The sequence below is a fragment of the Ancylobacter oerskovii genome (assembly GCF_018390555.1).
Lineage (GTDB): Bacteria > Pseudomonadota > Alphaproteobacteria > Rhizobiales > Xanthobacteraceae > Ancylobacter > Ancylobacter oerskovii.
The window spans coordinates 896495-920486 of sequence record NZ_JAHBGB010000002.1 but is presented as its reverse complement, the minus strand read 5'-3'; the positions used below and the strand labels follow the sequence as shown (position 1 = coordinate 920486).

Here is a 23992-nt window from a genome sequence, read left to right as displayed (position 1 = left end):
ATGCCGGCCTGTCCGCCCGGCGAGCGTGAAAGTCATCGAGGCCGGGCCGGCCGCTTCTTGCCGGCCTCCGGCTTCGAGGCGGGCACAGGATGCCGGCGGCATGGCCGGGCATCCGTCCCGCTCCTGAAAGTGCCGACCATGGCAGCCGGTCCAGGAGGCGCGGTTTCTGGATCGGTCGCCTTTGCTCAGTTCGAGCCGACAGCGGCGCCAGTTCCTTGTCGAGTTCCCCGGGCGGGGGGCGCCGGGCACTTCCATGCCCTTGATGAAGGCCCGGATGGAATCGACGCCGATCCCGCCGATCCTGCCGCCCGGGAGACGCGGCTCCCGGGCCATCCGTCCGCGGTCAGTTCGAGCCGAGCAGCGGCGCCAGTTCCTTGTCGAGTTCCCCGGGCGGGGGGCGCCGGGCACTTCCATGCCCTTGATGAAGGCCCGGATGGAATCGACGCCGATCCCGCCGCCGAGGCCGCCGGGGAGGTGCGGTTCCCGGGCCTGTCATCCGCGGTCAGTTCGAGCCGAGCAGCGGCGCCAGTTCCTTGTCGAGGTCCTCGGGGCTGAGGGCGCCGGGCACCTTCTTGCCGTTGATGAAGGCCCCGGGGATCTACCCCCGATCCCGCCGCCGAGGCCGCCGGGGAGACGCGGTTCCCGGGCCTGTCATCCGCGGTCAGTTCGAGCCGAGCAGCGGCGCCAGTTCCTTGTCGAGGTCCTCGGGGCTGAGGGCGCCGGGCACCTTCTTGCCGTTGATGAAGAAGGTCGGGGTCGAATCGACGCCGAGCTCGGCGCCGCGCTTGGCGGACTGGTCGATCTCGCCGGCCAGCTTGGCGTCCGACAGGCAGGCGTTGAACTGCTGCTCGGTCATGCCGCTCTGCTTGGCGATGGCCAGCAGCGCCTGCGCCGGATTGTTGGTGAAGGCCCAGTTCTTCTGGTTGTCGAACAGCGTGTCGACCATCGGGTAATATTTCCCCTCGCCCGAGCAGCGCGCCAGCATGAAGGCGGCCTTGGCGACGATGTCGAGCGGGAACTCGCGCAGCACGAACCGCACCTTGCCGGTGTCGATGTACTTCTCCTTCAGCACCGGCCAGGTGGTGGCGTGGAAATGCGCGCAATGGCCGCAGGTCATCGAGGCATATTCGACGATGGTGACCGGCGCGTCCTCCTTGCCGAGCCACTGGTCCGGCAGTGGGCCGGCCTCCAGCAGCTTGGCGGCGTCGACCGTCTGCGCATCGGCCTGGCCGACGAAGCCGAGCTCGCCGAGGCCGAGGCCGCGCGGGCCGGAAAGCGCCAGCAGCGCCGCCGCGGTGAGAAGGACGGTGCCGGTGCCTTCGAGGAAGCGGCGGCGGTCGATCATGAGTCTCTCCAGATCGGAGGCGGCCGAAAGGCTCGCCCGGACAAGTCATGCGCCTACAGCGAGCCTGCGATCATGGCAACGGTACGGCAGCTCCGCCTTTGGTCACTGCTGCGTGAAGCGTTTTTGCGTCTTACGCAAGGTCATTTCCGATTGCGCTCGCGCGCCACCAGCGCGCCGAGCCGGGCCAGGGCGGCGGCGAGCGCCGGGTCCTCGATGGTGCCGAAGCGGCCGATGCGGGCGCCCACGCGGGCGCATTCCTCCGCGCCGGGCTCCTCGGGCCGCCGGCGGGGACGCGCGAGAACGGGGACCGGCCCCTGCTTCAGGCTGAGCCGGCCGATGCAGCGCCAGCCGAAATAGCGGTTCACCCGCTCGATCACCACCGGCGCCAGATGCTGCAATTCGATGGCGTAGCCGCCCTCCACCCGCACATGCAGCACGCCGGGCTCCTCGCTGTCCGGCCGCGAGGGCCAGGCGAGCTTGATCGGCTGCGCGCGGCGGGCGAGGTCGTCGCCGATGATGTCGGCCCAGCGGGTGACGATCTCCACCGAGGCGAGGCCGCGCTGCTTGCAGCTCGCCGCGATGGTCGCGTCGATGAGGTCGGCGAGCGGTTTGGGGTGGGAGCGGGGAGGCATGGCGGTCAGCTGAAGCGGGCTCGAGGAAGCCGGGGAACGAGACGGCCGGCTCGTGCGAGCCGGATAGGCTGTGGGCGGCGGCACCGGCGGGCTTGCCGGGGGCGAGGCGCGCACCCACCTTGGGCAGGCATCCGAGGGAGCTTCCGCACCGCATCCATGCCCGCACGCGCGAGCCTAGCATCCGTTTCGCCGCCGACAAAGCCGGCCGGCCGTGGCGACGTCGCCCTTGCCGCGCCGGATCCGCGCGCGTTGCTGCGCTGGTACGACCGGCATCGCCGCGAGCTGCCCTGGCGCGCCGCGCCCGGCACGCGGCAAGATTCCTACAGGGTGTTCCTGTCGGAGATCATGCTGCAGCAGACCACCGTGGTGACGGTGCGGCCCTATTACGCCGCCTTTCTCGCCCGCTGGCCTACGGTGGCGGCGCTGGCGGCGGCGAAGCTGGAGGAGGTGCTCTCCGCCTGGGCCGGGCTCGGCTATTATGCGCGCGCCCGCAATCTCCATGCCTGCGCCCGCGCCGTCGCCGACGCGCATGGCGGCGTGTTTCCCGACACCGAGGCGGGACTGCTCGCGCTGCCGGGCATCGGCCCCTACACCGCCGCGGCGATCGCCTCCATCGCCCATGAGCGACGGGCGGCGCCGGTGGACGGCAATTGGGAGCGGGTCGTCGCCCGCCTCTTCGCGGTGGAGGAAGCGCTGCCCAAGGCGAGGAAGCGCCTGCGGGCGCTGGCGGAAACGCTGCTCCCCGACGCCCGCTTCGGCGATTTCGCGCAGGCGATGATGGATCTGGGCGCCACGGTGTGCACGCCGCGAAAGCCGGCCTGCATCCTCTGCCCCTGGCGCGGGAGTTGTGTGGCGCAGGCGCAGGGCAATCCCGAGGCCTACCCGGTCAAGGCGGCCAAGGCGGCGCGGCCGACACGGCGCGGTGTCGCCTTCCTCGCGGTGCGGGCCGATGGCGCGGTGCTGGTGCGCAGCCGCCCGGAAAAGGGTCTGCTGGGCGGTATGAGCGAGGTGCCCTCGACGCCGTGGCTGGAGGGGGAGCCGGCGGATCCCGCCGCCCATGCGCCGCTGGCCGCGCCCTGGCAGGCCCTCAACGGGACGGTCGGCCATGTGTTCAGCCATTTCGCGCTGGAACTCACGGTCTGGCGCGCCCGCGTGGCCGCCGGCACGCCGGCGCCGGCCGGCCACCGCTGGGTGAAGCGGGAGGGCTTCGAGGCGGAAGCCTTTCCCAGCGTGATGGTCAAGGTATTGGAATACATCGACTAATTCGCCGCGGGGAGCGAACCTCCGCGCCGCTCGCGCGTTATCGGCTCGGCCTGCACGGGTTGCAGGCGATCAGGAGACGATGACCATGGGTAGCGCGATGGACAAGGCCAAGGGCCATGCCAACGAGACGATGGGCCATGCCAAGCAGGCCGTCGGCAAGATGGCGGGCTCGAAGAAGCTCCAGGCCGAAGGCAAGGGGCAGGAGCTGAAGGGCGAGGGCCAGAAGGCCATGGGCAAGGCGAAGGACGCCGTGAAGAAAGCGGCGCCTCACTGAGCCCGGCCGTGAGCGAGGAAGGGCCGCCGCGAGGCGGCCTTTTCGTTTTCAGAAGCGGGTTCAGTCCGCCAGCCCGATATGGCCGGGCCGCGCCGCCACCCGGTCGAGCCAGCGGCGGATGCCGGGGAACGCGCCGAAATCGTAGCCGCCTTCCTCCGCCGTGTGGGTGTAGGCGTAGAGCGAGATGTCGGCGAGGCTGAAGGCATCGCCCGCGAGCCAGCCATGGCCGGCGAGCCGCGTCTCCATCACCGCCAGCGCCCGGTTGCCGGCCTCGAGCAGCTGGGCGAGCCGCTCGGGCGTCGCCAGGTGCCGGCGTTCCTCATAGACGAACAGCGCGCGACGCACCGCGATGGCCGGCTCGTGGCTGTACTGCTCGAAGAACAGCCACTCATACATCTTGGCGCGGTCATAGGCGTCGGCGGGGACCAGCGCCGACCCCTCCGCCAGATAGAGCATGATGGCGTTGGATTCGCCGAGGAAGCGGCCGTCCTCCAGTTCGAGGGTCGGCAGCTTGCCGATCGGGTTCTTGGCGAGGAAGTCCGGGCTGCGGGTCGAGCCGTCGCGCGAGGACATCGTTACCCGCCTGAGCGGCCGCCCGAGATGGGCGGCGGCCAAGCGTACCTTGTAGCTGTTGCCGGAGTCCGGCATGTCGTAGAGCGTGATCATCGGCGGCCCCCCAGTCTAGGCCGGCAGCTTATCGAAAAGCTATTCCGCCGCCATCGCCATTTCCGAGCGCACCACGGCGCGCAGGCTGTCGATGGGCTTCAGTCCCTCGCTGGTCTCGATGTGCCAGTAGGTCCAGCCATTGCAGGCGCCGGCGCCCTGCGCCGCCGCGCCGGCACGGTGGATGGAGCCCACGGTGCCGAGGCCGGGCGCGGTCTCCAGCGACAGTGTGCCGTCGGCGCGCACCATCGCCTTCACCTGCGCGCGGGCGTCGGTGAGCAGGGTGCCGGGCGTCACCAGCCCGCGCTCCACCAGCGAGGCGAAGGCGACGCGCGGCGCTTCGCGTGCCGACGGCGCCGGGACGAGAGCGGCGTCGGGCAGCGGCGTGGTGGCGTCCACCCGCGCGCGCGCCGCCTCGGCATAGGCGGGATCGCGCTCGATGCCGACGAAGTGCCGGCGCAGCTTCTTCGCCACCGAGGCGGTGGTGCCGGAGCCGAGGAAGGGGTCGAGCACCACGTCGCCGGGCTTGGAGGCGGAGAGCAGGATGCGGGCGATCAGCGCCTCCGGCTTCTGGGTCGGGTGCAGCTTGTTCCCTTCGGCATCCTTCAGCCGCTCGCCGCCCGAGCAGATCGGGAACAGCCAGTCGGAGCGCATCTGCACGTCCTCGTTGGCCGCCTTCATCGCCTCGTAATTGAAGGTGTAGCCGCGCGCATTGGGCTCGCGCGCGGCCCAGATCAGCGTCTCATGCGCATTGGTGAAGCGCCGGCCGCGGAAATTCGGCATCGGGTTGGACTTGCGCCAGACGATGTCGTTGAGGATCCAGAAATCGAGGTCCTGCAGCATCGAGCCGACGCGGAAGATGTTGTGATAGGAACCGATCACCCACAGCGTACCGGTGGGCTTCAGCACCCGGCGCACCGCCAGCAGCCAGGCGCGGGTGAAGGCGTCATAGGCCTGGAAGCTCTCGAACTGGTCCCATTCGTCGTCCACCGCATCGACCCGGCTCTCGTCGGGGCGCTTCAGCTCGCCCTGGAGCTGGAGGTTGTAGGGCGGGTCGGCGAAGACGAGGTCGACCGACCGGGCCGGCAGCCGCGACAATTCCGCGACGCAGTCGCCATTGAGGATGGTGTCGAGGGGGAGGGTACCGGCATCTGCCCGCGCGACGCGGGAGGATGAGCGGGAGGCGAGGCGGGGAGCGGCCTCGACGGCCTCGGCCTTCGGCACGACTTTCATGGAACGGCACCCGACGCTTGAACGCAGACTGGAACGCAACAGCACGATCCACAATCTCCGCCGGTCAGGGTAAAGGTCGGGTAAAGGGTTCCGATTGGATTTGAAGCAAGTGGCCGCCCCCACCTCCGCCTCCGCCTCCTCCTGGCACGGCGACGGCCTCGCCGCCCGCTCCGTCCGCTTCGCGCTGACGGTGATGGCGCCGATCGGCGCCGCCCTGACGGTCGGGGTCGATGTCTGGCTCGTCTATGCGATGATCACCGGCATCCTCGCCTTCGCGCTCGATACCGGCGGGCCGGCGCTGCGGCGGCTGGCCTGGATGGGATCGGCCGGCGCCATCGTGGTGTTCGGCACCGGGCTCGGCACGCTGGCGGCCGGCACGCCGGCGCTGATCATGGCCGGCTTCGGTCTTGCCGGCGTCCTTTATGCGCTGGTCGAGCGCCTCGACGACCATATGGCGGTCGGCGCGCGCTTCCTGTGCCTCACCTTCGCGGTCGGCGCCCTCTATACGCCGCTCGATGCAAGGGATGTCGGGGTGGTGGCTGGCTTCGTCGCCTATGCCTGGCTGGTGTCGCTGTTCTGGGACGCGCTGGGCGGCAGGCTGCGCGCTTCCACGGCACCGGCGCTGCGCGATATCTACGCCCGGCTGCGGGCGACCAAGCGGGACCGGTGGATGTTTGCCCTCGCGGTCGCCCTCACCGTTCCGCTCGCCTATCTCGCCAGCCATGCGCTGGGGCTGCGCCACCCCTTATTGGGCGCTCATGGCCGTGGTGATCGTGCTCCGGGCGGATGCGCTGTCGAGCTGGCGGCTGATCGGGCAGATGCTGCTCGGCACGGCGCTCGGCATCGCCGCGGCGCTGTTCTACGGCCTCGGCGCCACGGAGCTGCGCCGGCGCGGCCTCGACCTGCCGCAGCATTCGCTGCTGCTGGTCGGCATGGCGGTGGCGGCGCTCTTGCGCTGGCCGTTCCAGCAGCTCAGCGGCATGCTCGGCACCGCCGCGCTCACCGCCTTCATCATGCTGTTCCTGGAAGTGATCGCCGGCACGGTGGGCGATGCCGCCACCGCCATGGCCGAGCGGCTGGTCGATGTCGCCATAGGCTGCGGCTTCGCCCTGCTGGCGCTGGGCATCGACCGGCTGGGCCAGCGGGGCCTCGCGCGGCTATGCCGGGGCCGGGGTTCCGGCTAGGGCACCAGCCACAGCACCGGCAGCCAGCCGGCGGCCTGCGCCATCTCGATGCCTTCGGCCAGCGGAATGGCGGCGAGGAACACGCAGGCGTCGACGAAGGTCTGCATCACCATGCGCGGGCGAATCTCCAGCGTGTCGACGTTCTGCCACAGCCGGAAGTTTGGCCAGAAGCGCGGCACCCGCGCCTTGTAGGCGAGATAGGTCTCGCCGAAGCGCTCGGCGAGGAAGCGCTCTTCCTTGCGCACCACGATCGAGAACACCGCCCAGGTCAGCAGCGTCGCGGCCAGCGCGGCGGTCAGGCTGCCGAACTGGGCGCCGGCGCCGGCGGCGCCGATGAAGGAGAACACGTAGAGCGGGTTGCGGCAGATCGAATAGGGGCCGAGGGCCACGATCTCCGATTTCTTGCGACCGCTGATATAGAGCGAGCACCAGGTGCGCCCGGCGATCGCCACGAACAGCAGGGCGAGGCCCACCGTTTCGATGATCTCGTGCAGGCTGTCCTCGCTGTCCGGCCACAGCGAATGGCCGGTGAGCAGCACCAGCACCGCGAGGGCGCCGAGGCCGAACAGGGCGAGTTTGCGCAGATATTGCACGGACCCGAGATCGATGCTCGGCGTCGGCTGGCCCACCGGCGAGGACTTGTCGTTCATGGCGGCTGGTTCCCGAGAAAGGTAGCCGGCCACTAAACCCCGCTTGCGGCGAATTTCAGGCCATCGTCACCCGCCTGTCGCGCAAGGCGAGGCCGGCGGCGACCAAGGCGAGGCCGGCGACGTGATAGAGATGCAGTTCCTCGCCGAGCAGGCCGACCGCCAGCGCCGCGCCGAATACCGGCATCAATTGCAGGAACTGGCCGGCGCGGGTCGGGCCGAGCACCGCGACGCCGCGGGCCCACAGCACGAAGCCAAGGGTAGGAAAGACGGCGGTATAGGCGATCAGCAGCGCGATCTCTCCCGCATGGGCGGTACCCGCTCCGGCCTGCGCCATCTCGAGGGCGGCGAAGGGCGCCAGCGCGACGAGGCCGAAGGGGATCGACACCGCCAGCGCGGCGGCGGCGGACAGCCCGCCGGGGAAGCGCTTCAGCAGCACCGCATAGAGCGCGAAGGCGCTGATGCCGCCGAACAGCACGAGGTCGCCGGGGTTGAGCGCGAGGCCGGCGAGGTTGGCGATGTTGCCCCGCGTGACGATCAGCGCCACGCCGAGGGTGGAGATGCCGAGCGCCAGCCGTGCCCGGCGGCTGGTGCGCTCGCGCAGGATGAGCCAGCCGAGCAGGCCGACCAGGATCGGCGCCGCCGAGCCGATGATCGAGCCGTTGACGAGGGTGGTATGGGCGAGGCCGGCATAGATCATCACGGTGAACACCGCGATGTTGAGCACGCCCGCCGCCATCCACAGCGGCCAGCGGCGCTTCAGCTCGTCGGCCTTGGCGCGGATCTCGCGGAAGGTGAAGGGCAACAGCAGCAGGAGGGCGAGAGCCCAGCGGGCGGCGGAGAAGGTGGCCGGCGGCAGCACCTCGGCGGCCATGCGCCCGGCAAGGAAATTGCCGGACCACAGCAGCGCCGCGCCGGTGAGCGCCAGGGCGGCGAAGCTGGCCGGTGGCAGCTGCGGGCGACCAGCTTCGCGGTGCCTTGCCGTGCCGGAGATGAGCGGATTCAACGTGTCTGCCACGAATGCCATGACGCTGCCTCCTCGCTTTCAGGAAACGCCGGGGCGGTGGATGTCACCGCGGATCACCGATATAGGTCAGTATAGTTGACCTATGCCCGGCATGTCCTTGCGTTCTGCGGGAGGGCGGCGGCGTTGCGCGGCAGATTCTGCCGTCAGCGCCGCATTTTTGGCTTGCCGCTGTCGGTGCCCATCTTTTCGGCAACGGATTCGGGCGCCACCGGCGAGGGGCGTAGATGGCCGAGCGGCAGGGTGCCGCTTTCCTTCACCCGCTTCAGCGCCAGCGAGGAACGCACGCCGCGCACCCCCGGCAGGCCCATGAGCACGTCATGGGCGAAGTGGGCGAAGCCGTCGAGATCCTCGCACACCACATGCAGGAGGTAGTCGCTGTCGCCGGTGACGCTGTAGCAGGCGATCACCTCCGGCCGGCCCAGCACCGCCGCCTCGAAATCCCGCGCCGCTTCCTCGACCTGCCGCTCCAGATGTACCTGGATGAAGGCGAGCACGCCGAGCCCCAGCTTCATGGCATCGAGCCGCGCCTGATAGCCGGCGATCAGCCCCTCTTCCTCGAGGCGCCTTGTGCGCCGCAGGCAGGGCGAGGGCGACAGGCCGATGCGCTCGGACAGCTCGGCATTGGTCAGCCGTCCGTCCTCCTGCAATTCCCTGAGAATGCGCATATCGAACGTATCGACCACGGGAGGGCGCATGCTCTGTCTCCATGGAGGCGGATTGCGGCAGGATCGGCCGACGAGGAGGAGTTTGCCGGCAGAACCCGCTAGAGGTCCATTGGCCTTTCGGTCAGGAAGGCTGACATTTCGCAGCCTCCCCGGGGGCACGCCGTCATTCCCCACACGCTGCCGTCGCAGGGCAGGCCGTCATCCCCGGGCTTGTCCCGGGGATCCACGACGTGGACCGGATGCGCCGTCGGAACCGGAGGGATGGAGGCCCGGCCATGACGGCGTGCCCGGCCCTCCATCCCTCGCCACCCTCCCGGCCGGGCCATCCAGGCCGGAGCCGAACGCCCTCATGACGGCGCCGAGCGGCGGAAATCCCCAACATGTCGTGGATCGCGCGCCGGCGACCACTTGAACTTGTGGCTCCCGCGCCGCACCCTAGGGGTATGAAATTCACCCGGCTGCGCCTTCTCGGCTTCAAGACCTTCGTCGAGCCGACCGAGATGCTCATCGAGCCCGGCCTGACCGGCGTGGTGGGCCCGAACGGCTGCGGCAAGTCGAACCTCGTCGAAGCGCTGCGCTGGGTGATGGGCGAGAACTCCTACAAGGCGATGCGCGCCGAGGGGATGGACGACGTCATCTTCGGCGGCACCACCACCCGCCCGGCGCGCAACACCGCCGAGGTGATGCTGGTCATCGAGAACGAGGACCGCACCGCGCCGGCGATCTTCAACGATGCCGACCGGCTGGAGGTCTCCCGCCGCATCGAGCGCGAGGCCGGCTCCTCCTATCGCATCAACGGCCGCGAGGTGCGTGCCCGCGACGTGCAGATCCTGTTCGCCGACGCCTCCTCCGGCTCGCGCTCGCCCTCCATGGTGCGGCAGGGGCAGATCGGCGAGATCGTCGGCTCCAAGCCGACCGCCCGTCGCCGCATCCTCGAGGAGGCCGCCGGCGTCGCCGGCCTGCATGCCCGTCGCCACGAGGCGGAGATGCGGCTGCGCGCCGCCGAGGCGAACCTGGCCCGCCTCGAGGACGTGATCGGCCAGATCGGCACCCAGCTCGACGCGCTGCGCCGGCAGTCGCGGCAGGCGGTGCGCTACCGGGCGATCTCCGGCGACATCCGCAAGGCGGAGGCGACGCTGCTGTGGCTGCGCTGGTCGGAAGCGGCCGGCGCGCTGGCGGAAGCGAGCCGTACCCTCGACCTCGCCGTGCGGGAGGTGGCCGCCTGCACGACGGCGCAGGGCGAGGCCGCGCGCGCCGCCGCCGTCGCCGCCCATGGCTTGCCGGGGCTGCGCGAGGCGGACGCCGCCGCCGCCGCCGCGCTGCAGCGCCTCACCCTGGCGCGCGGCGAGCTCGACGGCGAGGAGGCGCGCGCCAGCGCCCGCGTCGCCGAACTGGACCGTCGCCTCGCCCAGCTCGCCGGCGACCTGCAGCGCGAGGCCGCGCTCGCCGCCGACGCGGACGGCATGCTGGCCCGGCTGGAGGAGGAGACGGCGGCGCTTCAGGAGATCGAGGCCGGCGCGACCGAGGCTCTCGAGGTGGCGCAGGAGGAGAGGGTGATCGCCGAGGAGGCGCTCGCCGGTGCCGAGGCGGCCTTCACCGAGGCCACCGCCGCCAACGCCGAGGGCAGCGCCCGCCGCGCCGGCGCCGAGCGGGTGCTGCGCGAGGAAACCGATCGCCTCGCCCGGCTCGACCGCGAGCTGGCGCAGTTGGCCGAGCAGGCCCGCGCCTTCGCGGCCTCCGCCGACGCCGACCGGCTGGAGGAGCGCCGCGCGGCCGCCGAGGCGGCCGCGGCCGCCTTCGCCGAGGCCGAGGCCCTGGTGGGCGAGGTGGAGGCCGCGCATGCGGCGGCCCGCGCGGCACTCGATCATGCGCGTCGCCCGCTCGCCGAGGCGGAACGCGCCGCCCAGCGGCTCGATACCGAGCAGCGCACGCTGATGAAGCTCCTGGATGTCGGCACCCCCAAGCGCTTCCCGCCGGTGCTCGACCAGATTTCGGTGGCGCGCGGTTTCGAGACCGCGCTCGGCGCGGCGCTCGGCGACGATCTCGATGCGCCGGCCGTCGATTTCGCCGCGGCCGGCGAGGCGCCGGTGCGATGGTCGCCGACCGGGCAGGGCGAGTTGCCGCTGCAGCCGCCGCGTCCCGCCGATTCCGCCTTGCCGCCGGGGGCCGAGCCGCTGGCCGTCCATGTCCAGGCGCCTGCCGTCCTGGCCCGTCGCCTGGCGCAGATCGGCGTGGTCGCGCGGGCGGACGGCCCGCATCTGCTCGCCCGTCTCGCTCCCGGCCAGCGTCTGGTCTCCCGCGAGGGCGACCTCTGGCGCTGGGACGGCTTCGCCGCCGCCGCCGACGCACCCACCATGGCCGCCCGCCGTCTTGCCGAGCGCAACCGTCTGGCCGACCTCGACGCCCAGCTCGCCGCCGCCCGCGACGAGGTCGCCACCCATCGCGCGGCGCTGAACGCCGCCGAGCAGGCCCTGCGCGCCGCCGGTTCGAGGGAAGGCCACGCCCGCGAGGCACGGCGGGCGGCCCTGCGCGCCACGGAGGCCACGCGCGAGGATTATGCCCGGGCCGAGCGCGCCGGCGCCGAGCGTGCCGCCCGCAAGGCGGCGCTCGACGCCAATCTGGAACGTGCCACGGCGGAGCGCGAGCAGCACGCGGTCGCGCTGGAAGAGGCGCACGAGGCGCTGGCCGCGCTCCCTCCGCCCGGCGCCGCGGAGGCGCTGCTGGCGGAAGCCCGGCTCGCCGTCGCGCAATATCGCGCCGCCCTGGCCGAGGCCCGTTCCGCGGCGGAGGGGCTGGTGCGCGAGCGCGACCAGCGCCGGCGCCGGCTCGACGCCATCCTGCACGAACGCGAATCGTGGAAGGGCCGCGCCGCCGGCACCGGCGAGCGGGTGGACGCCATCGAGGCCCGCCGCGAGGAGGCGGCGATCGAGCGGGCCGATCTCGACGACGCGCCCGCACTTTTCGCCGCCCGCCGCCGCGAGCTGCTCTCCGCCATCGAGCGGGCCGAGGCCGCCCGCCGCGACCGTTCCGATTCGCTGGTCGCCGCCGAGGCGGCCAGCCGCCAGGCCGAGCAGGACGCCCGCGCCGCGCTCGAGGCGCTCTCGGCGGCGCGCGAGGCGTCGGCCCGGGCCGAAACCCGGCTGGAGGGCGCCCGCCAGCGCCGCGAGGACCTGATCCGCGAGATCGCCGACACGCTGGACGGCCCGCCGGAAAGCGCCCGGCAGATCGCCGGCATCGAGACCGATTCACCTCGGGACCTGCCCGATCCGCAGGCGGTGGAGGCCGATCTCGACCGGCTGAAGCGCGAGCGCGAGCGCCTCGGCGCGGTCAATCTGCGCGCGGAGGAGGAGCTTGCCGAGGTCGAGGGCCAGCAGCAGGGCCTCGCCGCCGAGTGCGACGACCTCACCGAGGCGATCAAGCGGCTGCGTCAGGGCATTTCCAGCCTCAACCGCGAGGCGCGCGAGCGGCTGAACGCCTCCTTCGCCGTGGTGGACGGGCATTTCCGCCAGCTGTTCGGCACGCTGTTCGGCGGCGGCGAGGCGCAATTGGTGCTCACCGATTCGGAAGACCCGCTGGAAGCCGGCCTCGACATCATCGCCAAGCCGCCGGGCAAGAAGCCGCAATCGCTGTCGCTGCTGTCGGGCGGCGAGCAGGCGCTGACCGCCATGGCGCTCATCTTTGCGGTGTTCCTCACCAACCCGTCGCCGATCTGCGTGCTCGACGAGGTGGACGCGCCGCTCGACGACGCCAATGTCGAGCGCTTCTGCAACCTGCTCGACGAGATGCGGCGTCTCACACAGACCCGATTCGTCACCATCACCCACAATCCGATCACCATGAGCCGCATGAACCGGCTGTTCGGCGTCACCATGGCCGAGCGCGGCGTCTCCCGGCTGGTGTCGGTCGATCTCGCGACCGCGGAAAGCTACCGCGAGGCGAGCTGAGGTCGGCCGCCGCGAGGTCGCCTTGCCTCGGGGCGGCGTTCTGGCATGCCAGAATCGCGGTCTCTGGCATGCCAAAAACACAGCGGACAGCTTCCCTTGGTGCGGGGAGGCGTGCAAAACACCTGCGACACGGCGTCCCCTTGAGAGTTTTATCGATCATTTTCAATGACTTGAAAGATGCGCGCGTCGCCTTGACACCCTAGGGGGCGATCACTATGGTGCGGCCGACTTCGGGGTAGGGAAATCGTCTCCGGTCAGGACCGAGCACGGATCATGGGCGACCGCGATAAATCGGACGACCAGGGCGGCCGGGCTCGGGCTGAGCCTTCCGATTCCGAACTCTCCGGCCGGCTCAGCGGCCTCGGCGCGGCACTCCAGCGGGTGCAGGCCGACCGCAAGGCCGAGGCGGCGGATCCGAAGGCGGATCCGACGTCCGCGGCTTCCGGCATGGCGCTTGCCTTCCGGTTGGGCGCCGAGTTCGTGGCGGGGGTGCTCGTCGGTGCCGGCCTCGGCTGGGGTATCGATTACGTCCTCGGCACCACGCCGTGGGGAATGATCGTGTTCCTGCTGCTCGGCTTCGGGGCGAGCGTGGTGAACATGATGCGGGCGGCCGGCGAGTTCGGCCGCAAGACGCCGCCGAAGGGCGGCGCTTAGGACCAGGGCGCCGCCGGGCGCCGGCCGGATCCCGCCGCGATGCGGTGCGTGGGTCGAGGCTGCCGCCGAAAGGTGGCGTGAAGTTGACGAAGACGCCGCCCGTGGGCGGCGCCTGAAGGGCCGGGTGGTCGGGGCCGCCGGTGTCGCTTCGGATCGGTGAATTCATGCGTGCCGCCCGTCCGGGCGGTGCGGTCAGGCAGGGCGGGGCTCCATGGCGGGGCGACCCGGGACGAGGGCAGCGACCGGCGATGGCAGTCGAGATCGATCCGATCCATCAGTTCCAGATCTTCAATATCGTGGATCTGGGGGCGCCGGGCGGCGTCCATCTCGGTTTCACCAATTCCGCCGCCTTCATGTTCGGCATCGTGGCCGTCATCTTCTTCTTCCTGACCTTCGCCACCCGCGGGCGCACGCTGGTGCCCGGGCGGCTGCAGTCGCTGGCCGAGCTCTCCTACGAGTTCGTCGCCTCCACGGTCCGCACGACGGCCGGCAACGAGGGCATGAAGTTCTTCCCCCTCGTCTTCTCGCTGTTCATGTTCGTGCTGGTCGCGAATTTCGTCGGCATGATCCCCTATGCCTTCACGGTGACCAGCCATCTCATCGTCACCGCCGCGCTGGCGCTGGTGGTGATCGGCACCGTGATCACCTACGGCTTTGTGCGCCACGGCACGCATTTCCTGCACCTCTTCGTGCCGTCGGGCGTGCCGGCCTTCCTGCTGCCCTTCATGGTGGTGATCGAGGTCATCTCCTTCCTCTCGCGCCCGATCAGCCTGTCGCTGCGTCTCTTCGCCAACATGCTGGCCGGCCATATCGCCATGAAGGTGTTCGCCGGCTTCATCGTGATGATGACCGCGGGCGGCGTCGCCGGCTTCCTCGGCGCGGTGCTGCCGCTGGCCATGGTGGTGGCGCTCACCGCCCTCGAATTCCTGGTCGCCTTCCTGCAGGCCTATGTGTTTGCGGTGCTGACCTGCATCTATCTCAACGACGCGCTGCATCCGGGTCACTGATCGGCGCGCTCGCGGGACCCCTTAAAGCCTTCAACTCAATCTTGCGAATTCAATAGGAGAAGATCATGGAAGCGGAAGCCGCCAAGTTCCTCGGCGCCGGTCTCGCCTGTCTCGGCATGGGCCTCGCCGGCATCGGCGTCGGTAACATCTTCGGCAACTTCCTCTCGGGCGCCCTGCGCAACCCGTCGGCGGCCGACGGCCAGTTCGCCCGCGCCTTCATCGGCGCGGCGCTCGCGGAAGGTCTGGGCATCTTCTCGCTCGTCGTCGCCCTCGTCCTGCTGTTCGTGGTCTGACGTCCTGACTTGAGGCGGCGGGTGCGCTTGTTTCGCGCGCCCGCTGGCCCTATCCTCCGAGGAAGCCCGCACCATGTCCGAGACCCACGGTCCGGCCGGTACCTTCATCATCGCCCAGACCAGCGCGACGCCCGAGGCGCCGGCGCCCGGTACGGGCACCCATAGTGGCGTGGAGATCGGCGTGCCCCCCGCGGAAGCCCATGGCGCCGGATTCCCGCCCTTCGATGCAACGACATTCCCCTCGCAGCTGATCTGGCTGGCGATCGCCTTCGTCGCGCTCTACTGGCTGATGAGCCGGGTCGCGCTCCCGCGCATCGCCACCATTCTCGAAGAACGTCACGATCGCATCGCCGACGATCTCGAGGAGGCCGGCAAGCTGAAGGCGGAGAGCGAGGCGGCGGCCAAGGCCTATGAGCAGGCGCTGGCCGGTGCCCGCGGCAAGGCGACCTCCATCGCCAGCGAGACCCGCGACAAGCTGACGGCGGAAGCCGAGGCGAGCCGCAAGTCGCTCGAAGCCGAGCTCAACGCCAAGCTGACCGATGCCGAGAGCAAGATCGCGGCGACCAAGACGAGCGCCATGACCAATGTGCGCGGCATCGCCGTCGACGCGGCCGGCGCCATCGTCAACCAGCTGACCGGTGCCGCCCCCGCCCCCCAGGCGGTGGAAGCGGCGGTCGACAAGGCCATCGGGAGCTGACGCGCCATGGGTAGCGATACTTTCTGGGTACTGGTCGCCTTCGTCATCTTCATGGCGATCGTGGCCAAGTTCGGCGCCTTCTCCGGCATCGCCGCCAAGCTCGATTCCCGCGGCGAACGCATCCGCGCCGAGCTGGAGGAAGCCCGCCGGCTGAAGGAAGAGGCCCAGAAGCTGGTGGCGGAATATCGCCGCAAGCAGCATGAGGCGGAAGCCGAGGCCGAGGCGATCGTCACCACCGCCAAGGCGGAGGCCGAGCGCCTCGCCGCCGAGGCCAAGGCGAAGCTGGAAGACCTGATCGCCCGTCGCACCAAGATGGCCGAGCAGAAGATCGCCCAGGCCGAAGCGCAGGCCTTGGCCGATGTGCGCGCTGCCGCCGCCGATGCGGCGGTGAAGGCGGCCGAGGTGGTGCTGGCGGCGAATGTCGTCGGCGAAACCGCCGATCGGCTGCTGGATTCGGCGGTTGCCGAGGTGAAGTCGCGGCTCAACTGAGCGGCGCACGCCGGTGGCTCGCGCCGCCGACCTGACGATCCGAGAGCCCGGCCCTGTGCCGGGCTTTTGCTTTTGGCGCGAGGGTACGGCGCGGACAGCCGCCCGACAGCGCGCAGGCTGCGCTCGCCGGCCATGCGGAGCGGCTCACGCCGTGGTGCCGAGGTCGCGCGTCGCCGACCAGGGTGGAGGGCTCGGCCATCTCGGCTGGCCGCTCATCGCCGGCGGGGGAGGGCGCCGCGCTCTGCCGGCTCGGGAGCATATCGTCTCGCCAGGTCGTTCAGGGCATGATCTCGCTGCCTTCACGACTCTCCGATGGACGCCTCTCCTTTGGCCAGCCACACCGCATTATCGCCGTGCATCCATCTGCGCCGTCCGGATTGGCCAGTTGGCCACCGGCCTCATTTCTCGCGGAGGCGTCGCCGGAGTACCGATCGGCTGGCCGAGGTGCGGGCTGGGGGCTCGGCGCACTGTATATGGCCCGCCGCGTGGACGGGTCTGCGGTCCTGTCCCAGGGTCATCTCCCGAGGCAACTCACTCCATGTCGGGGGACGGCGATGTTCGAGGATGGGCCGCAAGAGGCCTCACGAAGCGACGCATGCGAGGCTGCGGAGGGGAGCAGGCTTGCGCCGCCCGTCAAACCATGGCGTGAGGCTGGTCGCCGGAGCGATCCGCCGGAGTCCCATGCATTCTTCGGATGTAATGGGAGGTGGCTTTCCGCCGCATCGGATTAGGCTCGGACCGCGATCTGCCCGGATTCCCCACGACGGCAAAAAAGTCTTCCGCTTTTGTCGGCGGGCGCCGCCTCGAGTTTCGGGATGTCAGCTGGTCCAGCGCCGAGGACGATAGAAGGTGTGCTCGCCGATACGGTCGAGCTTGCGCATTTCCCGGATCCAGAACGGGCGGACCGAGCGGGCGTGATAATGGGTCGCGCGTCCGACCCTGGTGTCCCACAGCTTGCCGTCCAGCATGTCGGCGGCGATGCGCTCGGCCTGCTTCCACAGGCGCGGCTCGGTGACGACGTCGCGGATATTGTCGCAGGCGAAGGTGAACTGGCAGGCGAATTTGCGCCGGGCGTTCTGGTAGACGGCGCGACAGACATCGGCGGGGTAGTAGCCGGAGAACACCCGGTTCATCACCACCTGCGCCACGGCGATCTGCCCGCGCTCCGGCTCGCCGCGGCTCTCGAAATACACCGCCTCGGCGAGGCATTTCTCGGCCCTTGCCCGGCGGCGGCCGTCAAGCCCGAGCCTCTCGGCCGGCGAGGCGCCGGCCATCTGGCCGAGCGTCGGGGTGTCGGCGCCGTCCACGTCGTCGGCATCCTCCGGGTCATCGGCATCCTTCGCCGCTACCGAGCTGCCCGATCCGTCATCCGGGGTCTCATCGCCGCCGAGGAAGCGCTGTGCCGGCGTGCCGTCCAGCCCGAAGATCAGGCTGGCCTGCCGGTAGATCGGCAGCGCGCCTTCGGCCGCGCCGAGCCGCCCGCCATCGGTCCTGGCAAAGGGATCGGCATAGGCGGGCCCGGTCAGACCGCCTTCTCCGAGCCTGGCGACGATGGCGTCGTCACCGGCGCTGGCGGCGTTCTCCAGCTCGGTGGGGTCGCCGGTCGGGTCGCCGGCGTCGCCGGAATAGGCGGCGAGGTCGTTGGCGTCGGCGACGTCCTCGCCGGCCTCATAGGGATCGGTGCCGGTTCCCGAACGGGCGAGCGCCGTGCCGACTCCGGTGCCGGTCCCCATGCCGGCGGCGGTCGGGGCCGAGCCGGTCCCCGTGCCGGCGGGAGCGGCGAGGCTCGCCGTACCCGCCGCGGCGAGGGCGTCGGGCAGGCCGGGTTCGGCGGGCTCCTGCCCGGGGAGCCGGTCGCCCTTGCCGGAGCGGTCGATGTCGATGGCAAGCGGGGCGAGCCGTGGCGGCGAGGGAATGGCCGAGCCGGGCGGCAGCGAGGAGGTGGCCGGCCAGGCGAAGGTCGCGGCCTTCAGGGTGCGGAAGGTGCCGGGCAGCACGTCGAGCCGCACCTTGGCCACCACGCCAGGATTGTGGGTGAGCAGGGCAGCGATGTCCTGGTGGCCGATGCCGCTGGCGAGGAAGGGCGTGACCACGCCGGCCAAGGCGAGGCCGGCGATGAGGCGCTGGCGTCGCCAGTGTTGCCAGCGCGATGTCCAGACCGACCGATGCGAAACCTTCATGACGCGGCGCCTACGCAACATGGCCGCTCCGCGGCCCGACCCGCCCGGCGTGGCGGCCGCGCATCAGGCAAGGCCCCGCGCGCCGGGCCTCATGGTTGTCGCGTATTAACCTTGCTGCGCGGTTAACGCGGCGCCGCCGCCCGCCGCAGACGGTCGGCGATGGCTTCGCCGAGACCCTGCGAGGGGAGCTCCACCACCGCGATGCCGGCGACGCCGGGCGCGTCGAGTTCGCGCAGATAGGCGTAGAGATTGGCGGCGGCTTCCACCAGGTCGCCCACGGGGCTGAGGTCGCGGGTGCGCACGGGTGGCGTGCCGTGCAGCGCCCGCCCGGCGAAGGTCAGCAGCGCCTCGCCTTCATGCAGCTCGCCGGCCTGGAGCCGCACCGGCACCGAGGGTGCGTAATGCGAGGCGAGCATGCCGGGCGCCTGCGGCGTTTCCTCGTCGGTGACGCGCTCGGGCAGGGCGAGCGGATGGCCGAGCACCGCCTCGATGTCCTCGCGCGCCAGCCCACCGGGCCGCAGCATCGCCGGTACTTCGCCGGTGCAGTCGAGAATGGTGGATTCCACCCCCACCGGCGCCGGGCCGGCATCGAGCACCAGGTCGATGGCGCCGAGAAGATCGGCCATCACATGGCCGGCGGTGGTGGGCGAGACATGGCCGGAGCGGTTGGCGCTCGGCGCCGCGATGGGCCGGCCGGCCGCCTTGAGCACCGCCCGCGCCACCTTGTGCGCCGGCACCCTGACGGCGACGCTCGCCAGGCCGGCACGGGCGAGCGGCGAGGTGGCCTCCTCGATGGCCGGCACCACCAGCGTCAGCGGTCCCGGCCAGAAGGCCTGGGCGAGCGCCGTGGCGGTCGGCGAAAAGCGGCCCACCTTCAGCGCCGCCTCGATATCCGGCACATGGGCGATCAGCGGGTTGAAGCTCGGCCGCCCCTTGGCCGCGTAGAGCTTCGCCACCGCATGCGGGTCGGTGGCGTCGCAGGCAAGGCCGTAGACCGTTTCGGTGGGGATGGCGGCAAGCCCGCCTTCGCGCAGCACCTGCGCCGTCTCCGCAATGCCGTCCTCGTCCGCCGGCACCAGCCGGGTGGCAATGATCGGGGTGGCCAGTGTCACGGCGCGGTCCTCGGGGGAAAATCCGCTTCCGCTTAGAGCATGTTCCGCGAAAGTGGAATGGCTTTCGCCGCCGAACCGGCGCGGCGGAAGCGATGGAGGTTCAGGGGCCGCATGCGGTGCCGGCCGGATCGGGGGCGGTGAAAAAAGCCGGCGATCTCACGCTGCCGCGCTGGCCTGCCGGGTCGGCGTGGCATATCGTCCACCATCGGATGGCTCCAGAAAACCGATAAACGCCGTCCGCCCCGGTGCATTTTCGAGCGAAGCGCATGCCGGTTCGCCTGCAGAAAATGCGGAGAGCCACGAACCCGAACGCTTCGTCGTTTCATCGAGGCGGTGAAACGACCGTCCAAGGATGCCCATGAACACGCTGCTGATCGCGCACGACGCCTGCCTCGACCATGTCACGCCGCCTGGCCACCCGGAGCGTCCCGACCGCGTGCGGGTGCTCAACCGCCTGTTCGAGAAGGAGGAGTTCGCCACGCTGGTGCGCGTGCAGGCGCCGCTCGCCAGCCGCGAGGACATCATCCGCGTGCATCCGGCCGACTATGTGGACGCGCTGGCCGAGGCCAGTCCCGAAGAGGGGCTGGTGCGCATCGACGGCGATACGGTGATGTCGCCCGGCACCGGCGAGGCGATCTCCCGCGGGGTGGGTGGCTCGGTGCTGGCGGTGGACGAAGTCGTCACCGGCAAGGTCGCCAACGCCTTCGTCTCCATGCGCCCGCCGGGGCACCATGCCGAGACGCGCACGCCGATGGGCTTCTGCCTCTACAACAATGTCGCCATCGCCGCCCGCCACGCGCAGGCGGTGCACGGCCTCGGCCGCGTCGCCATCGTCGATTTCGACGTGCATCACGGCAATGGCACGCAGGAGATCTTCTGGTCGGACCCCAGCGTGATGTACGCCTCGACGCATGAGATGCCGCTGTTTCCCGGCACCGGCTCGGTGGGCGAGCGCGGCACCTCGGACAATATCGTCAACGCGCCGCTGCGCGCGGGCGACACCGGCGAGCGCTTCCGCGAGGCCTTCGAGAGCCGCATCCTGCCGCGGCTGCAGGCGTTCGGGCCGGAACTGGTGATCATCTCCGCCGGTTTCGACGCGCATGTGCGCGACCCGCTGGCGAATATCTGTCTGCTGGAGGACGATTACCGCTGGGTGACGCTCAAGCTGATGGAACTCGCCGAGAAGCATTGCGGCGGGCGCATCGTCTCGGTGCTGGAGGGCGGCTACGACCTGGAGGGCCTCACCCGCTCGGCCGAGCAGCATGTGCTGACCTTGATGCGTGGCTGATCGGGTATAAGGCGGGACGCGAGGGGCGCCGATTCGAGCCTCTCGCACGAGCGGAGGATGCCATGACCGATTTTGCGGATGTCGCGACGCTGAGCTTCGAGAAGGCGCTGGCGGAGCTCGAGACCATCGTCGGCAAGCTCGAGGGTGGCAATGTGCCTCTGGAGGAATCCATCGTCCTCTATGCCCGCGGCGAAGCGCTGAAGGCGCGCTGCGACGCGCTGCTGAAGGATGCCGAGGCGCGGGTGGAGAAGATCACGCTCGGTGCCGACGGTCGTCCGGCCGGCACCGTGCCGCTGGACGGCGAGTGAGGCGGCCGGGACGCCCGCGCGGATGAGCGTTCGCGGATGAGCATCCGGTTGCGCGGCCACCATCTGCTCTGCCTGATGACCTATGTCGGCCGGGGCTACACGCCGGCCTTCACCGCCCATTACGACGCCCTCGTCCTCCGCCTCGATGCCGGCGAGCCGGCCGAACTGGTCGAGGGGCCGGACGATATCTGCACGCCGATGCTGGGCGAGGCCGGCCATCACTGCCTGAACGACAGTGTCGTCGCACGCGACGCGCGGGCACGCGCCGCGCTGGCCGGGCTGTTTGGCGGCGGTTTCGCGCCGGGCGATCGTCTCGACCTGTCGGCGCCGCGGCTCGCGGCGATGCGCGCGGCCTTTGCCAGCGGCGCCAGCCGGGCCGCCTGTGTCGGCTGCCAGTGGACGCGATTGTGCGACGACATCGCCGCCGGTGGCTTCCGCCGGGTGCGCCTGAAGGGCACGCCGGCGGAAAGCGGTGCGCCGGATATCAGCCTGCCGGATATCAGCCTGCCTTGCGGGTCGCGCAGTCGGGATTGAACACCCGCCGCGTCGAAGCCGGGTTCCGTGCCAGCGCCGCCTCCGGCCGCACCGGCCGGCGCACCAGCTCGCCCGAGCAATTGGGGCAGATGCCGCCGAGCACCCTGTCCGCGCAATCGGCGCAGAAGGTGCATTCGAAGGTGCAGATCATCGCCTCCCGCGACGCCGGCGGCAGATCGCGGTCGCAGCACTCGCAGCCCGGGCGCAGTTCCAGCATGGGGGCCTCTCCCTGCAGTCTTTTCGCGCGAAGCGGATGCCGGTTCGCGCAAGGAAAACCTAGAGCACGCCCGGCACGATGCGGGCGGTGCGGGCCATGTAGGCGCGGTATTCGTCGCCGAAAGTGTCGAGCATCATCGCCTCCTCGCGGCCGACGCGGAAGAGATAGAGGATGCCGAAGCCGATCACCCCGGCCGGGCCAGCGATCCAGTTGGGGATGAGGATCAGCTGCGCCAGCGCCCACAGGAAGAAGGCGGAATACATCGGGTGGCGCACATAGCGGTAGACGCCGCCGGTGATGAGCTTGTGGGTGTCCTTGATCTCCAGCGTCACCGACCAGTTCTTGCCGAGGTCCTCATGGGTGCGGCGGAACAGCCAGAGCGAGAAGGCGAAGGTGAGCGCGCCGAGTACCAGCTGCGCCGCCGAATAGGGATAGTCGGCGAAGTCGAACAGGTCCGAGGTCGCCCACAACAGCGGGATGATGCCGAGCCCGCAGGTCGAGCAGGACAGGAGGATCAGCTCGCGCACCTTGTGGCGGGCGTCGACCACCTTCTCGCGCTTCACCTTCTGCTCGAAGGGAATGCGGATGACGTACCAGCCGACGACGCCGATGGCCCAGATGATCTTGGCGGCGATGATGAGGTTCATGAAGCGTCCTCTCGGGCGTCCTGCGGCGCGGAGGCCTCGTTCCTGGTATCCGTGGGGTTCTGCGGCGGCAGGACCGAGCCGTCCTCGGCGAACAGGCTGATCGGTCCGTTGCGCGAGGCGCACAGCTCGGCGAAGGGCACCGGGCCGAGGGCGATCATGAAGAAGTCGTAGGGGGCCTTCATCTCGTTCGCCAGCAGGAACTGGTAGTGCAGGCGCATGATGTGCCAGCGCAGCGCCCGCAGCTTCTCGCGCGAGATCATCTGCTTGAGATTGGCGTTCTTCAGCACTGGCTGGCCGTATTCCGCCGTGTCGAATTCCGCCCGCTGCAGCTTCACCGGATGGAACTTGTAGAAATTGATGGCGTCGTGCCGCGCCTGGTATTCGGTCCAGACCAGATCGCCCCGGCGGGCGATGGCCTCGGCCTCGGCGCGTATGGCGCCGGCGCCGGGATGCAGCGCGAATTTCGGGATGGTGGCGCCGCAGGTCAGCAGGTTCAGCCGCGTGCCGCGCCGCCCGAACTGGGGATCGCGCGCGAAAGCCTGCACCAGCACCCGCAGCGCCAGCGTGGCGCCGAGGCTGTGGCCGACCAGGATCACCTCGTCATAGCCGCCGGTGCGGACCTTCTCCACGAGGTAGTCGGCGAAACGCCCCAGCCGCTCGTCCAGCACCGGGGTGTGCCCGTGCAGATAGTCGCGGGCGAGGTCCCAGTCGTCGAGCGCCTGATGCAGTCGCCATCGCCGCCCCGGCTGGTGGAACAGGCCGAGAAAAACCAGCGATCCGACCACCAGCCCGGCGAGCGTGGCGGGGTGCCCGCCGACGTCCGGCGGGATGAGGAGGTCGGCGATGAAGGCGCCGGCCAGCCCGGCCAGCAGCCCCCCGAGCAGCAGCAGCACCAGGATCGCCACCGGGAACAGGCAGAAGATGCCGTAGCGCAGCGTCGCCTTGAAATAGCGGCGGCTGGTGCCGTTGCGCGCGAATTCGTAGAGCGCCGCCAGCCCGCGCCAGAGGCGCACCAGGGCGAGGCGCTCGTCGAGCGCCACCACGATGTCGTCCCAGCGCAGCACGGCGAAATCGGTGTCCTGCCGCCAGTTGGGCCCTTCGCTGCGGGCGCTCCACAGGCTCACCGGCTGGTCCGGCTCGTCGCGGCGCCCCGACACCTCGGTCCGGCAGGACCACAACGTGGCGAAGCGCCCCGCCTGGTTGGCGAAGCGGCCGTGATGATAGTCCATGTCCGTCGGATCATGGCCGGGCAGGAACAGCACCAGGCGTCGCCCACCGTCGAGAGCGGCAGGAAGCGGCACGTTGGGGTCGTTCGAGTCGGGAGGGGCCCCTACTGTCATGGCGTGGTTCTAATGTATGCGGGCGGGCGTTTCCATGTCCGTCGCGCCGTTCGGCGACGGTCTCCACATGGTTTGGGCGCCATGGGGCGGGCCGCGGCCCGCGGGAGCGGACAACTGGAGGGCGTAGGTCCGGCGCCGGGCGGTTCCGCGTGCCGCCGGCGGCGGGGCGGTTGATTTCCGCCCGCTGCGCGCCACCTACCCTGTAACGGGTGCTCGCCGCGGGCGCCGGGGTGAATCGCCGGCGACGCGGCCGGCTCCCCGGTGCGTGAGGCGGCCCGCGTTGCGTGGCTGCGCGCCAGCGTGTATGCCCTAGAACTTCGTCCGGCGGGCGGTGGAGCGCCCCGCGCGT

Annotated in this window: 25 protein-coding genes; 12 read left to right on the top strand and 13 right to left on the bottom strand. The window is 70.6% G+C overall.

What is annotated here, in order from left to right:
• Nucleotides 1-661: 661 nt before the first annotated feature.
• Both KHC19_RS04470 and KHC19_RS04465 read right to left on the bottom strand, forming a co-directional pair.
• Nucleotides 662-1345 (bottom strand): DsbA family protein, encoded by a 684-nt coding sequence (locus KHC19_RS04470; protein WP_213350878.1) that lies wholly within the window; start codon nucleotides 1343-1345, stop codon nucleotides 662-664.
• 140 nt (nucleotides 1346-1485) lie between these two features.
• Nucleotides 1486-1977: a DUF721 domain-containing protein gene (locus KHC19_RS04465; protein ID WP_213350877.1), complete on the bottom strand. Its 492-nt coding sequence runs from the start codon at nucleotides 1975-1977 to the stop codon at nucleotides 1486-1488.
• Nucleotides 1978-2133: 156 nt separating this feature from the next.
• On the opposite strand from KHC19_RS04465, the gene mutY reads away from it, so the two are divergent.
• Together mutY and KHC19_RS04455 are read left to right on the top strand one after the other, a co-directional pair.
• The gene (gene mutY, locus KHC19_RS04460) at nucleotides 2134-3240 is read left to right on the top strand and encodes an A/G-specific adenine glycosylase (RefSeq protein ID WP_213350876.1); all 1107 of its coding nucleotides are present in this window, start codon (nucleotides 2134-2136) and stop codon (nucleotides 3238-3240) included.
• A gap of 85 nt (nucleotides 3241-3325) precedes the next feature.
• Nucleotides 3326-3514: a CsbD family protein gene (locus KHC19_RS04455; RefSeq protein ID WP_213350874.1), complete on the top strand. Its 189-nt coding sequence runs from the start codon at nucleotides 3326-3328 to the stop codon at nucleotides 3512-3514.
• A 60-nt stretch (nucleotides 3515-3574) separates the two neighbouring features.
• On the opposite strand, the gene KHC19_RS04450 is transcribed toward KHC19_RS04455, so the two are convergent.
• The 3 genes from KHC19_RS04450 to KHC19_RS04440 form a co-directional block, all read right to left on the bottom strand.
• Nucleotides 3575-4180, bottom strand: coding sequence for a glutathione S-transferase family protein (locus tag KHC19_RS04450; protein WP_213350872.1), 606 nt, complete (start codon nucleotides 4178-4180; stop codon nucleotides 3575-3577).
• A gap of 39 nt (nucleotides 4181-4219) precedes the next feature.
• Entirely contained in the window at nucleotides 4220-5410 is a 1191-nt protein-coding gene (locus KHC19_RS04445; protein ID WP_213350870.1) for a site-specific DNA-methyltransferase, read from the bottom strand.
• Between the two features lie 243 nt (nucleotides 5411-5653).
• Nucleotides 5654-5803, bottom strand: a complete 150-nt coding sequence (locus KHC19_RS04440; protein ID WP_213350868.1) for a hypothetical protein — start codon at nucleotides 5801-5803, stop codon at nucleotides 5654-5656.
• A gap of 29 nt (nucleotides 5804-5832) precedes the next feature.
• Here KHC19_RS04440 and KHC19_RS26295 point away from each other — a divergent pair, with 29 nt between their 5' ends.
• Complete coding sequence (locus tag KHC19_RS26295) at nucleotides 5833-6594, top strand: FUSC family protein (RefSeq protein WP_343207650.1); 762 nt, start codon at nucleotides 5833-5835, stop codon at nucleotides 6592-6594.
• Here the strand turns inward: KHC19_RS26295 and KHC19_RS04430 are convergent.
• The 3 genes from KHC19_RS04430 to KHC19_RS04420 form a co-directional block, all read right to left on the bottom strand.
• Nucleotides 6591-7244, bottom strand: a complete 654-nt coding sequence (locus tag KHC19_RS04430; protein WP_213350864.1) for a methyltransferase family protein — start codon at nucleotides 7242-7244, stop codon at nucleotides 6591-6593. The two genes, KHC19_RS26295 and KHC19_RS04430, sit on opposite strands and share 4 nt — an antisense overlap.
• Before the next feature lie 55 nt (nucleotides 7245-7299).
• Nucleotides 7300-8268, bottom strand: coding sequence for a DMT family transporter (locus KHC19_RS04425; RefSeq protein WP_213350862.1), 969 nt, complete (start codon nucleotides 8266-8268; stop codon nucleotides 7300-7302).
• A gap of 143 nt (nucleotides 8269-8411) precedes the next feature.
• Nucleotides 8412-8963 (bottom strand): Lrp/AsnC family transcriptional regulator, encoded by a 552-nt coding sequence (locus KHC19_RS04420; RefSeq protein WP_213350861.1) that lies wholly within the window; start codon nucleotides 8961-8963, stop codon nucleotides 8412-8414.
• Between the two features lie 413 nt (nucleotides 8964-9376).
• Here KHC19_RS04420 and smc point away from each other — a divergent pair, with 413 nt between their 5' ends.
• The 6 genes from smc to KHC19_RS04390 all read left to right on the top strand — a co-directional run bounded on the left by smc (nucleotide 9377) and on the right by KHC19_RS04390 (nucleotide 16017).
• Complete coding sequence (gene smc / locus KHC19_RS04415; RefSeq protein ID WP_213350860.1) at nucleotides 9377-12877, top strand: chromosome segregation protein SMC; 3501 nt, start codon at nucleotides 9377-9379, stop codon at nucleotides 12875-12877.
• A gap of 273 nt (nucleotides 12878-13150) precedes the next feature.
• Nucleotides 13151-13531 (top strand): AtpZ/AtpI family protein, encoded by a 381-nt coding sequence (locus KHC19_RS04410; protein WP_213350859.1) that lies wholly within the window; start codon nucleotides 13151-13153, stop codon nucleotides 13529-13531.
• 248 nt (nucleotides 13532-13779) lie between these two features.
• Entirely contained in the window at nucleotides 13780-14538 is a 759-nt protein-coding gene (locus KHC19_RS04405) for a F0F1 ATP synthase subunit A (protein WP_213350857.1), read from the top strand.
• A 65-nt stretch (nucleotides 14539-14603) separates the two neighbouring features.
• The gene (locus tag KHC19_RS04400; protein ID WP_029350478.1) at nucleotides 14604-14831 is read left to right on the top strand and encodes a F0F1 ATP synthase subunit C; all 228 of its coding nucleotides are present in this window, start codon (nucleotides 14604-14606) and stop codon (nucleotides 14829-14831) included.
• 73 nt (nucleotides 14832-14904) lie between these two features.
• Complete coding sequence (locus KHC19_RS04395) at nucleotides 14905-15528, top strand: F0F1 ATP synthase subunit B (protein WP_213350855.1); 624 nt, start codon at nucleotides 14905-14907, stop codon at nucleotides 15526-15528.
• A gap of 6 nt (nucleotides 15529-15534) precedes the next feature.
• Nucleotides 15535-16017, top strand: a complete 483-nt coding sequence (locus tag KHC19_RS04390) for a F0F1 ATP synthase subunit B family protein (RefSeq protein WP_213350853.1) — start codon at nucleotides 15535-15537, stop codon at nucleotides 16015-16017.
• Between the two features lie 818 nt (nucleotides 16018-16835).
• Here the strand turns inward: KHC19_RS04390 and KHC19_RS04385 are convergent.
• Both KHC19_RS04385 and KHC19_RS04380 read right to left on the bottom strand, forming a co-directional pair.
• Nucleotides 16836-18197: a cell wall hydrolase gene (locus KHC19_RS04385; RefSeq protein ID WP_213350852.1), complete on the bottom strand. Its 1362-nt coding sequence runs from the start codon at nucleotides 18195-18197 to the stop codon at nucleotides 16836-16838.
• Between the two features lie 122 nt (nucleotides 18198-18319).
• Nucleotides 18320-19309, bottom strand: a complete 990-nt coding sequence (locus KHC19_RS04380) for an L-threonylcarbamoyladenylate synthase (RefSeq protein ID WP_378296088.1) — start codon at nucleotides 19307-19309, stop codon at nucleotides 18320-18322.
• Between the two features lie 358 nt (nucleotides 19310-19667).
• Between KHC19_RS04380 and KHC19_RS04375 the strand changes: the two genes are divergently transcribed.
• The 3 genes from KHC19_RS04375 to KHC19_RS04365 all read left to right on the top strand — a co-directional run bounded on the left by KHC19_RS04375 (nucleotide 19668) and on the right by KHC19_RS04365 (nucleotide 21439).
• Nucleotides 19668-20597: a histone deacetylase family protein gene (locus KHC19_RS04375; protein WP_213350850.1), complete on the top strand. Its 930-nt coding sequence runs from the start codon at nucleotides 19668-19670 to the stop codon at nucleotides 20595-20597.
• 62 nt (nucleotides 20598-20659) lie between these two features.
• Nucleotides 20660-20905: an exodeoxyribonuclease VII small subunit gene (locus KHC19_RS04370; RefSeq protein ID WP_213350848.1), complete on the top strand. Its 246-nt coding sequence runs from the start codon at nucleotides 20660-20662 to the stop codon at nucleotides 20903-20905.
• 36 nt (nucleotides 20906-20941) lie between these two features.
• On the top strand, nucleotides 20942-21439 hold the full coding sequence (locus tag KHC19_RS04365) for a DUF1284 domain-containing protein (protein ID WP_213350847.1): 498 nt from the start codon (nucleotides 20942-20944) through the stop codon (nucleotides 21437-21439).
• Here the strand turns inward: KHC19_RS04365 and KHC19_RS04360 are convergent.
• From KHC19_RS04360 to KHC19_RS04350, 3 genes are read right to left on the bottom strand one after another with little or no spacing between them, the layout of a single operon-like run.
• A complete protein-coding gene (locus KHC19_RS04360; RefSeq protein WP_213350846.1) occupies nucleotides 21405-21656 on the bottom strand; it encodes a DUF1272 domain-containing protein in 252 nt (83 codons plus the stop codon). The two genes, KHC19_RS04365 and KHC19_RS04360, sit on opposite strands and share 35 nt — an antisense overlap.
• Nucleotides 21657-21715: 59 nt before the next feature.
• Complete coding sequence (locus tag KHC19_RS04355) at nucleotides 21716-22303, bottom strand: protein-S-isoprenylcysteine O-methyltransferase (RefSeq protein WP_213350844.1); 588 nt, start codon at nucleotides 22301-22303, stop codon at nucleotides 21716-21718.
• Nucleotides 22300-23604, bottom strand: a complete 1305-nt coding sequence (locus tag KHC19_RS04350) for an alpha/beta fold hydrolase (protein ID WP_213350843.1) — start codon at nucleotides 23602-23604, stop codon at nucleotides 22300-22302. Before KHC19_RS04350 ends, KHC19_RS04355 begins: the two co-directional genes overlap by 4 nt.
• Nucleotides 23605-23992: the final 388 nt, after the last annotated feature.

What these genes read in the sequence shown, in the direction of transcription:
- KHC19_RS04470 (WP_213350878.1), bottom strand. Translation starts at nt 1,345, where the DNA reads ATGATCGACCGCCGCCGCTTCCTCGAAGGCACCGGCACCGTCCTTCTC.
- KHC19_RS04465 (WP_213350877.1), bottom strand. Translation starts at nt 1,977, where the DNA reads ATGCCTCCCCGCTCCCACCCCAAACCGCTCGCCGACCTCATCGACGCG.
- mutY (WP_213350876.1), top strand. Translation starts at nt 2,134, where the DNA reads ATGCCCGCACGCGCGAGCCTAGCATCCGTTTCGCCGCCGACAAAGCCG.
- KHC19_RS04455 (WP_213350874.1), top strand. Translation starts at nt 3,326, where the DNA reads ATGGGTAGCGCGATGGACAAGGCCAAGGGCCATGCCAACGAGACGATG.
- KHC19_RS04450 (WP_213350872.1), bottom strand. Translation starts at nt 4,180, where the DNA reads ATGATCACGCTCTACGACATGCCGGACTCCGGCAACAGCTACAAGGTA.
- KHC19_RS04445 (WP_213350870.1), bottom strand. Translation starts at nt 5,410, where the DNA reads ATGAAAGTCGTGCCGAAGGCCGAGGCCGTCGAGGCCGCTCCCCGCCTC.
- KHC19_RS04440 (WP_213350868.1), bottom strand. Translation starts at nt 5,803, where the DNA reads ATGATCAGCGCCGGCGTGCCGGCCGCCAGCGTGCCGAGCCCGGTGCCG.
- KHC19_RS26295 (WP_343207650.1), top strand. Translation starts at nt 5,833, where the DNA reads ATGCGCTGGTCGAGCGCCTCGACGACCATATGGCGGTCGGCGCGCGCT.
- KHC19_RS04430 (WP_213350864.1), bottom strand. Translation starts at nt 7,244, where the DNA reads ATGAACGACAAGTCCTCGCCGGTGGGCCAGCCGACGCCGAGCATCGAT.
- KHC19_RS04425 (WP_213350862.1), bottom strand. Translation starts at nt 8,268, where the DNA reads ATGGCATTCGTGGCAGACACGTTGAATCCGCTCATCTCCGGCACGGCA.
- KHC19_RS04420 (WP_213350861.1), bottom strand. Translation starts at nt 8,963, where the DNA reads ATGCGCCCTCCCGTGGTCGATACGTTCGATATGCGCATTCTCAGGGAA.
- smc (WP_213350860.1), top strand. Translation starts at nt 9,377, where the DNA reads ATGAAATTCACCCGGCTGCGCCTTCTCGGCTTCAAGACCTTCGTCGAG.
- KHC19_RS04410 (WP_213350859.1), top strand. Translation starts at nt 13,151, where the DNA reads ATGGGCGACCGCGATAAATCGGACGACCAGGGCGGCCGGGCTCGGGCT.
- KHC19_RS04405 (WP_213350857.1), top strand. Translation starts at nt 13,780, where the DNA reads ATGGCAGTCGAGATCGATCCGATCCATCAGTTCCAGATCTTCAATATC.
- KHC19_RS04400 (WP_029350478.1), top strand. Translation starts at nt 14,604, where the DNA reads ATGGAAGCGGAAGCCGCCAAGTTCCTCGGCGCCGGTCTCGCCTGTCTC.
- KHC19_RS04395 (WP_213350855.1), top strand. Translation starts at nt 14,905, where the DNA reads ATGTCCGAGACCCACGGTCCGGCCGGTACCTTCATCATCGCCCAGACC.
- KHC19_RS04390 (WP_213350853.1), top strand. Translation starts at nt 15,535, where the DNA reads ATGGGTAGCGATACTTTCTGGGTACTGGTCGCCTTCGTCATCTTCATG.
- KHC19_RS04385 (WP_213350852.1), bottom strand. Translation starts at nt 18,197, where the DNA reads ATGAAGGTTTCGCATCGGTCGGTCTGGACATCGCGCTGGCAACACTGG.
- KHC19_RS04375 (WP_213350850.1), top strand. Translation starts at nt 19,668, where the DNA reads ATGAACACGCTGCTGATCGCGCACGACGCCTGCCTCGACCATGTCACG.
- KHC19_RS04370 (WP_213350848.1), top strand. Translation starts at nt 20,660, where the DNA reads ATGACCGATTTTGCGGATGTCGCGACGCTGAGCTTCGAGAAGGCGCTG.
- KHC19_RS04365 (WP_213350847.1), top strand. Translation starts at nt 20,942, where the DNA reads ATGAGCATCCGGTTGCGCGGCCACCATCTGCTCTGCCTGATGACCTAT.
- KHC19_RS04360 (WP_213350846.1), bottom strand. Translation starts at nt 21,656, where the DNA reads ATGCTGGAACTGCGCCCGGGCTGCGAGTGCTGCGACCGCGATCTGCCG.
- KHC19_RS04355 (WP_213350844.1), bottom strand. Translation starts at nt 22,303, where the DNA reads ATGAACCTCATCATCGCCGCCAAGATCATCTGGGCCATCGGCGTCGTC.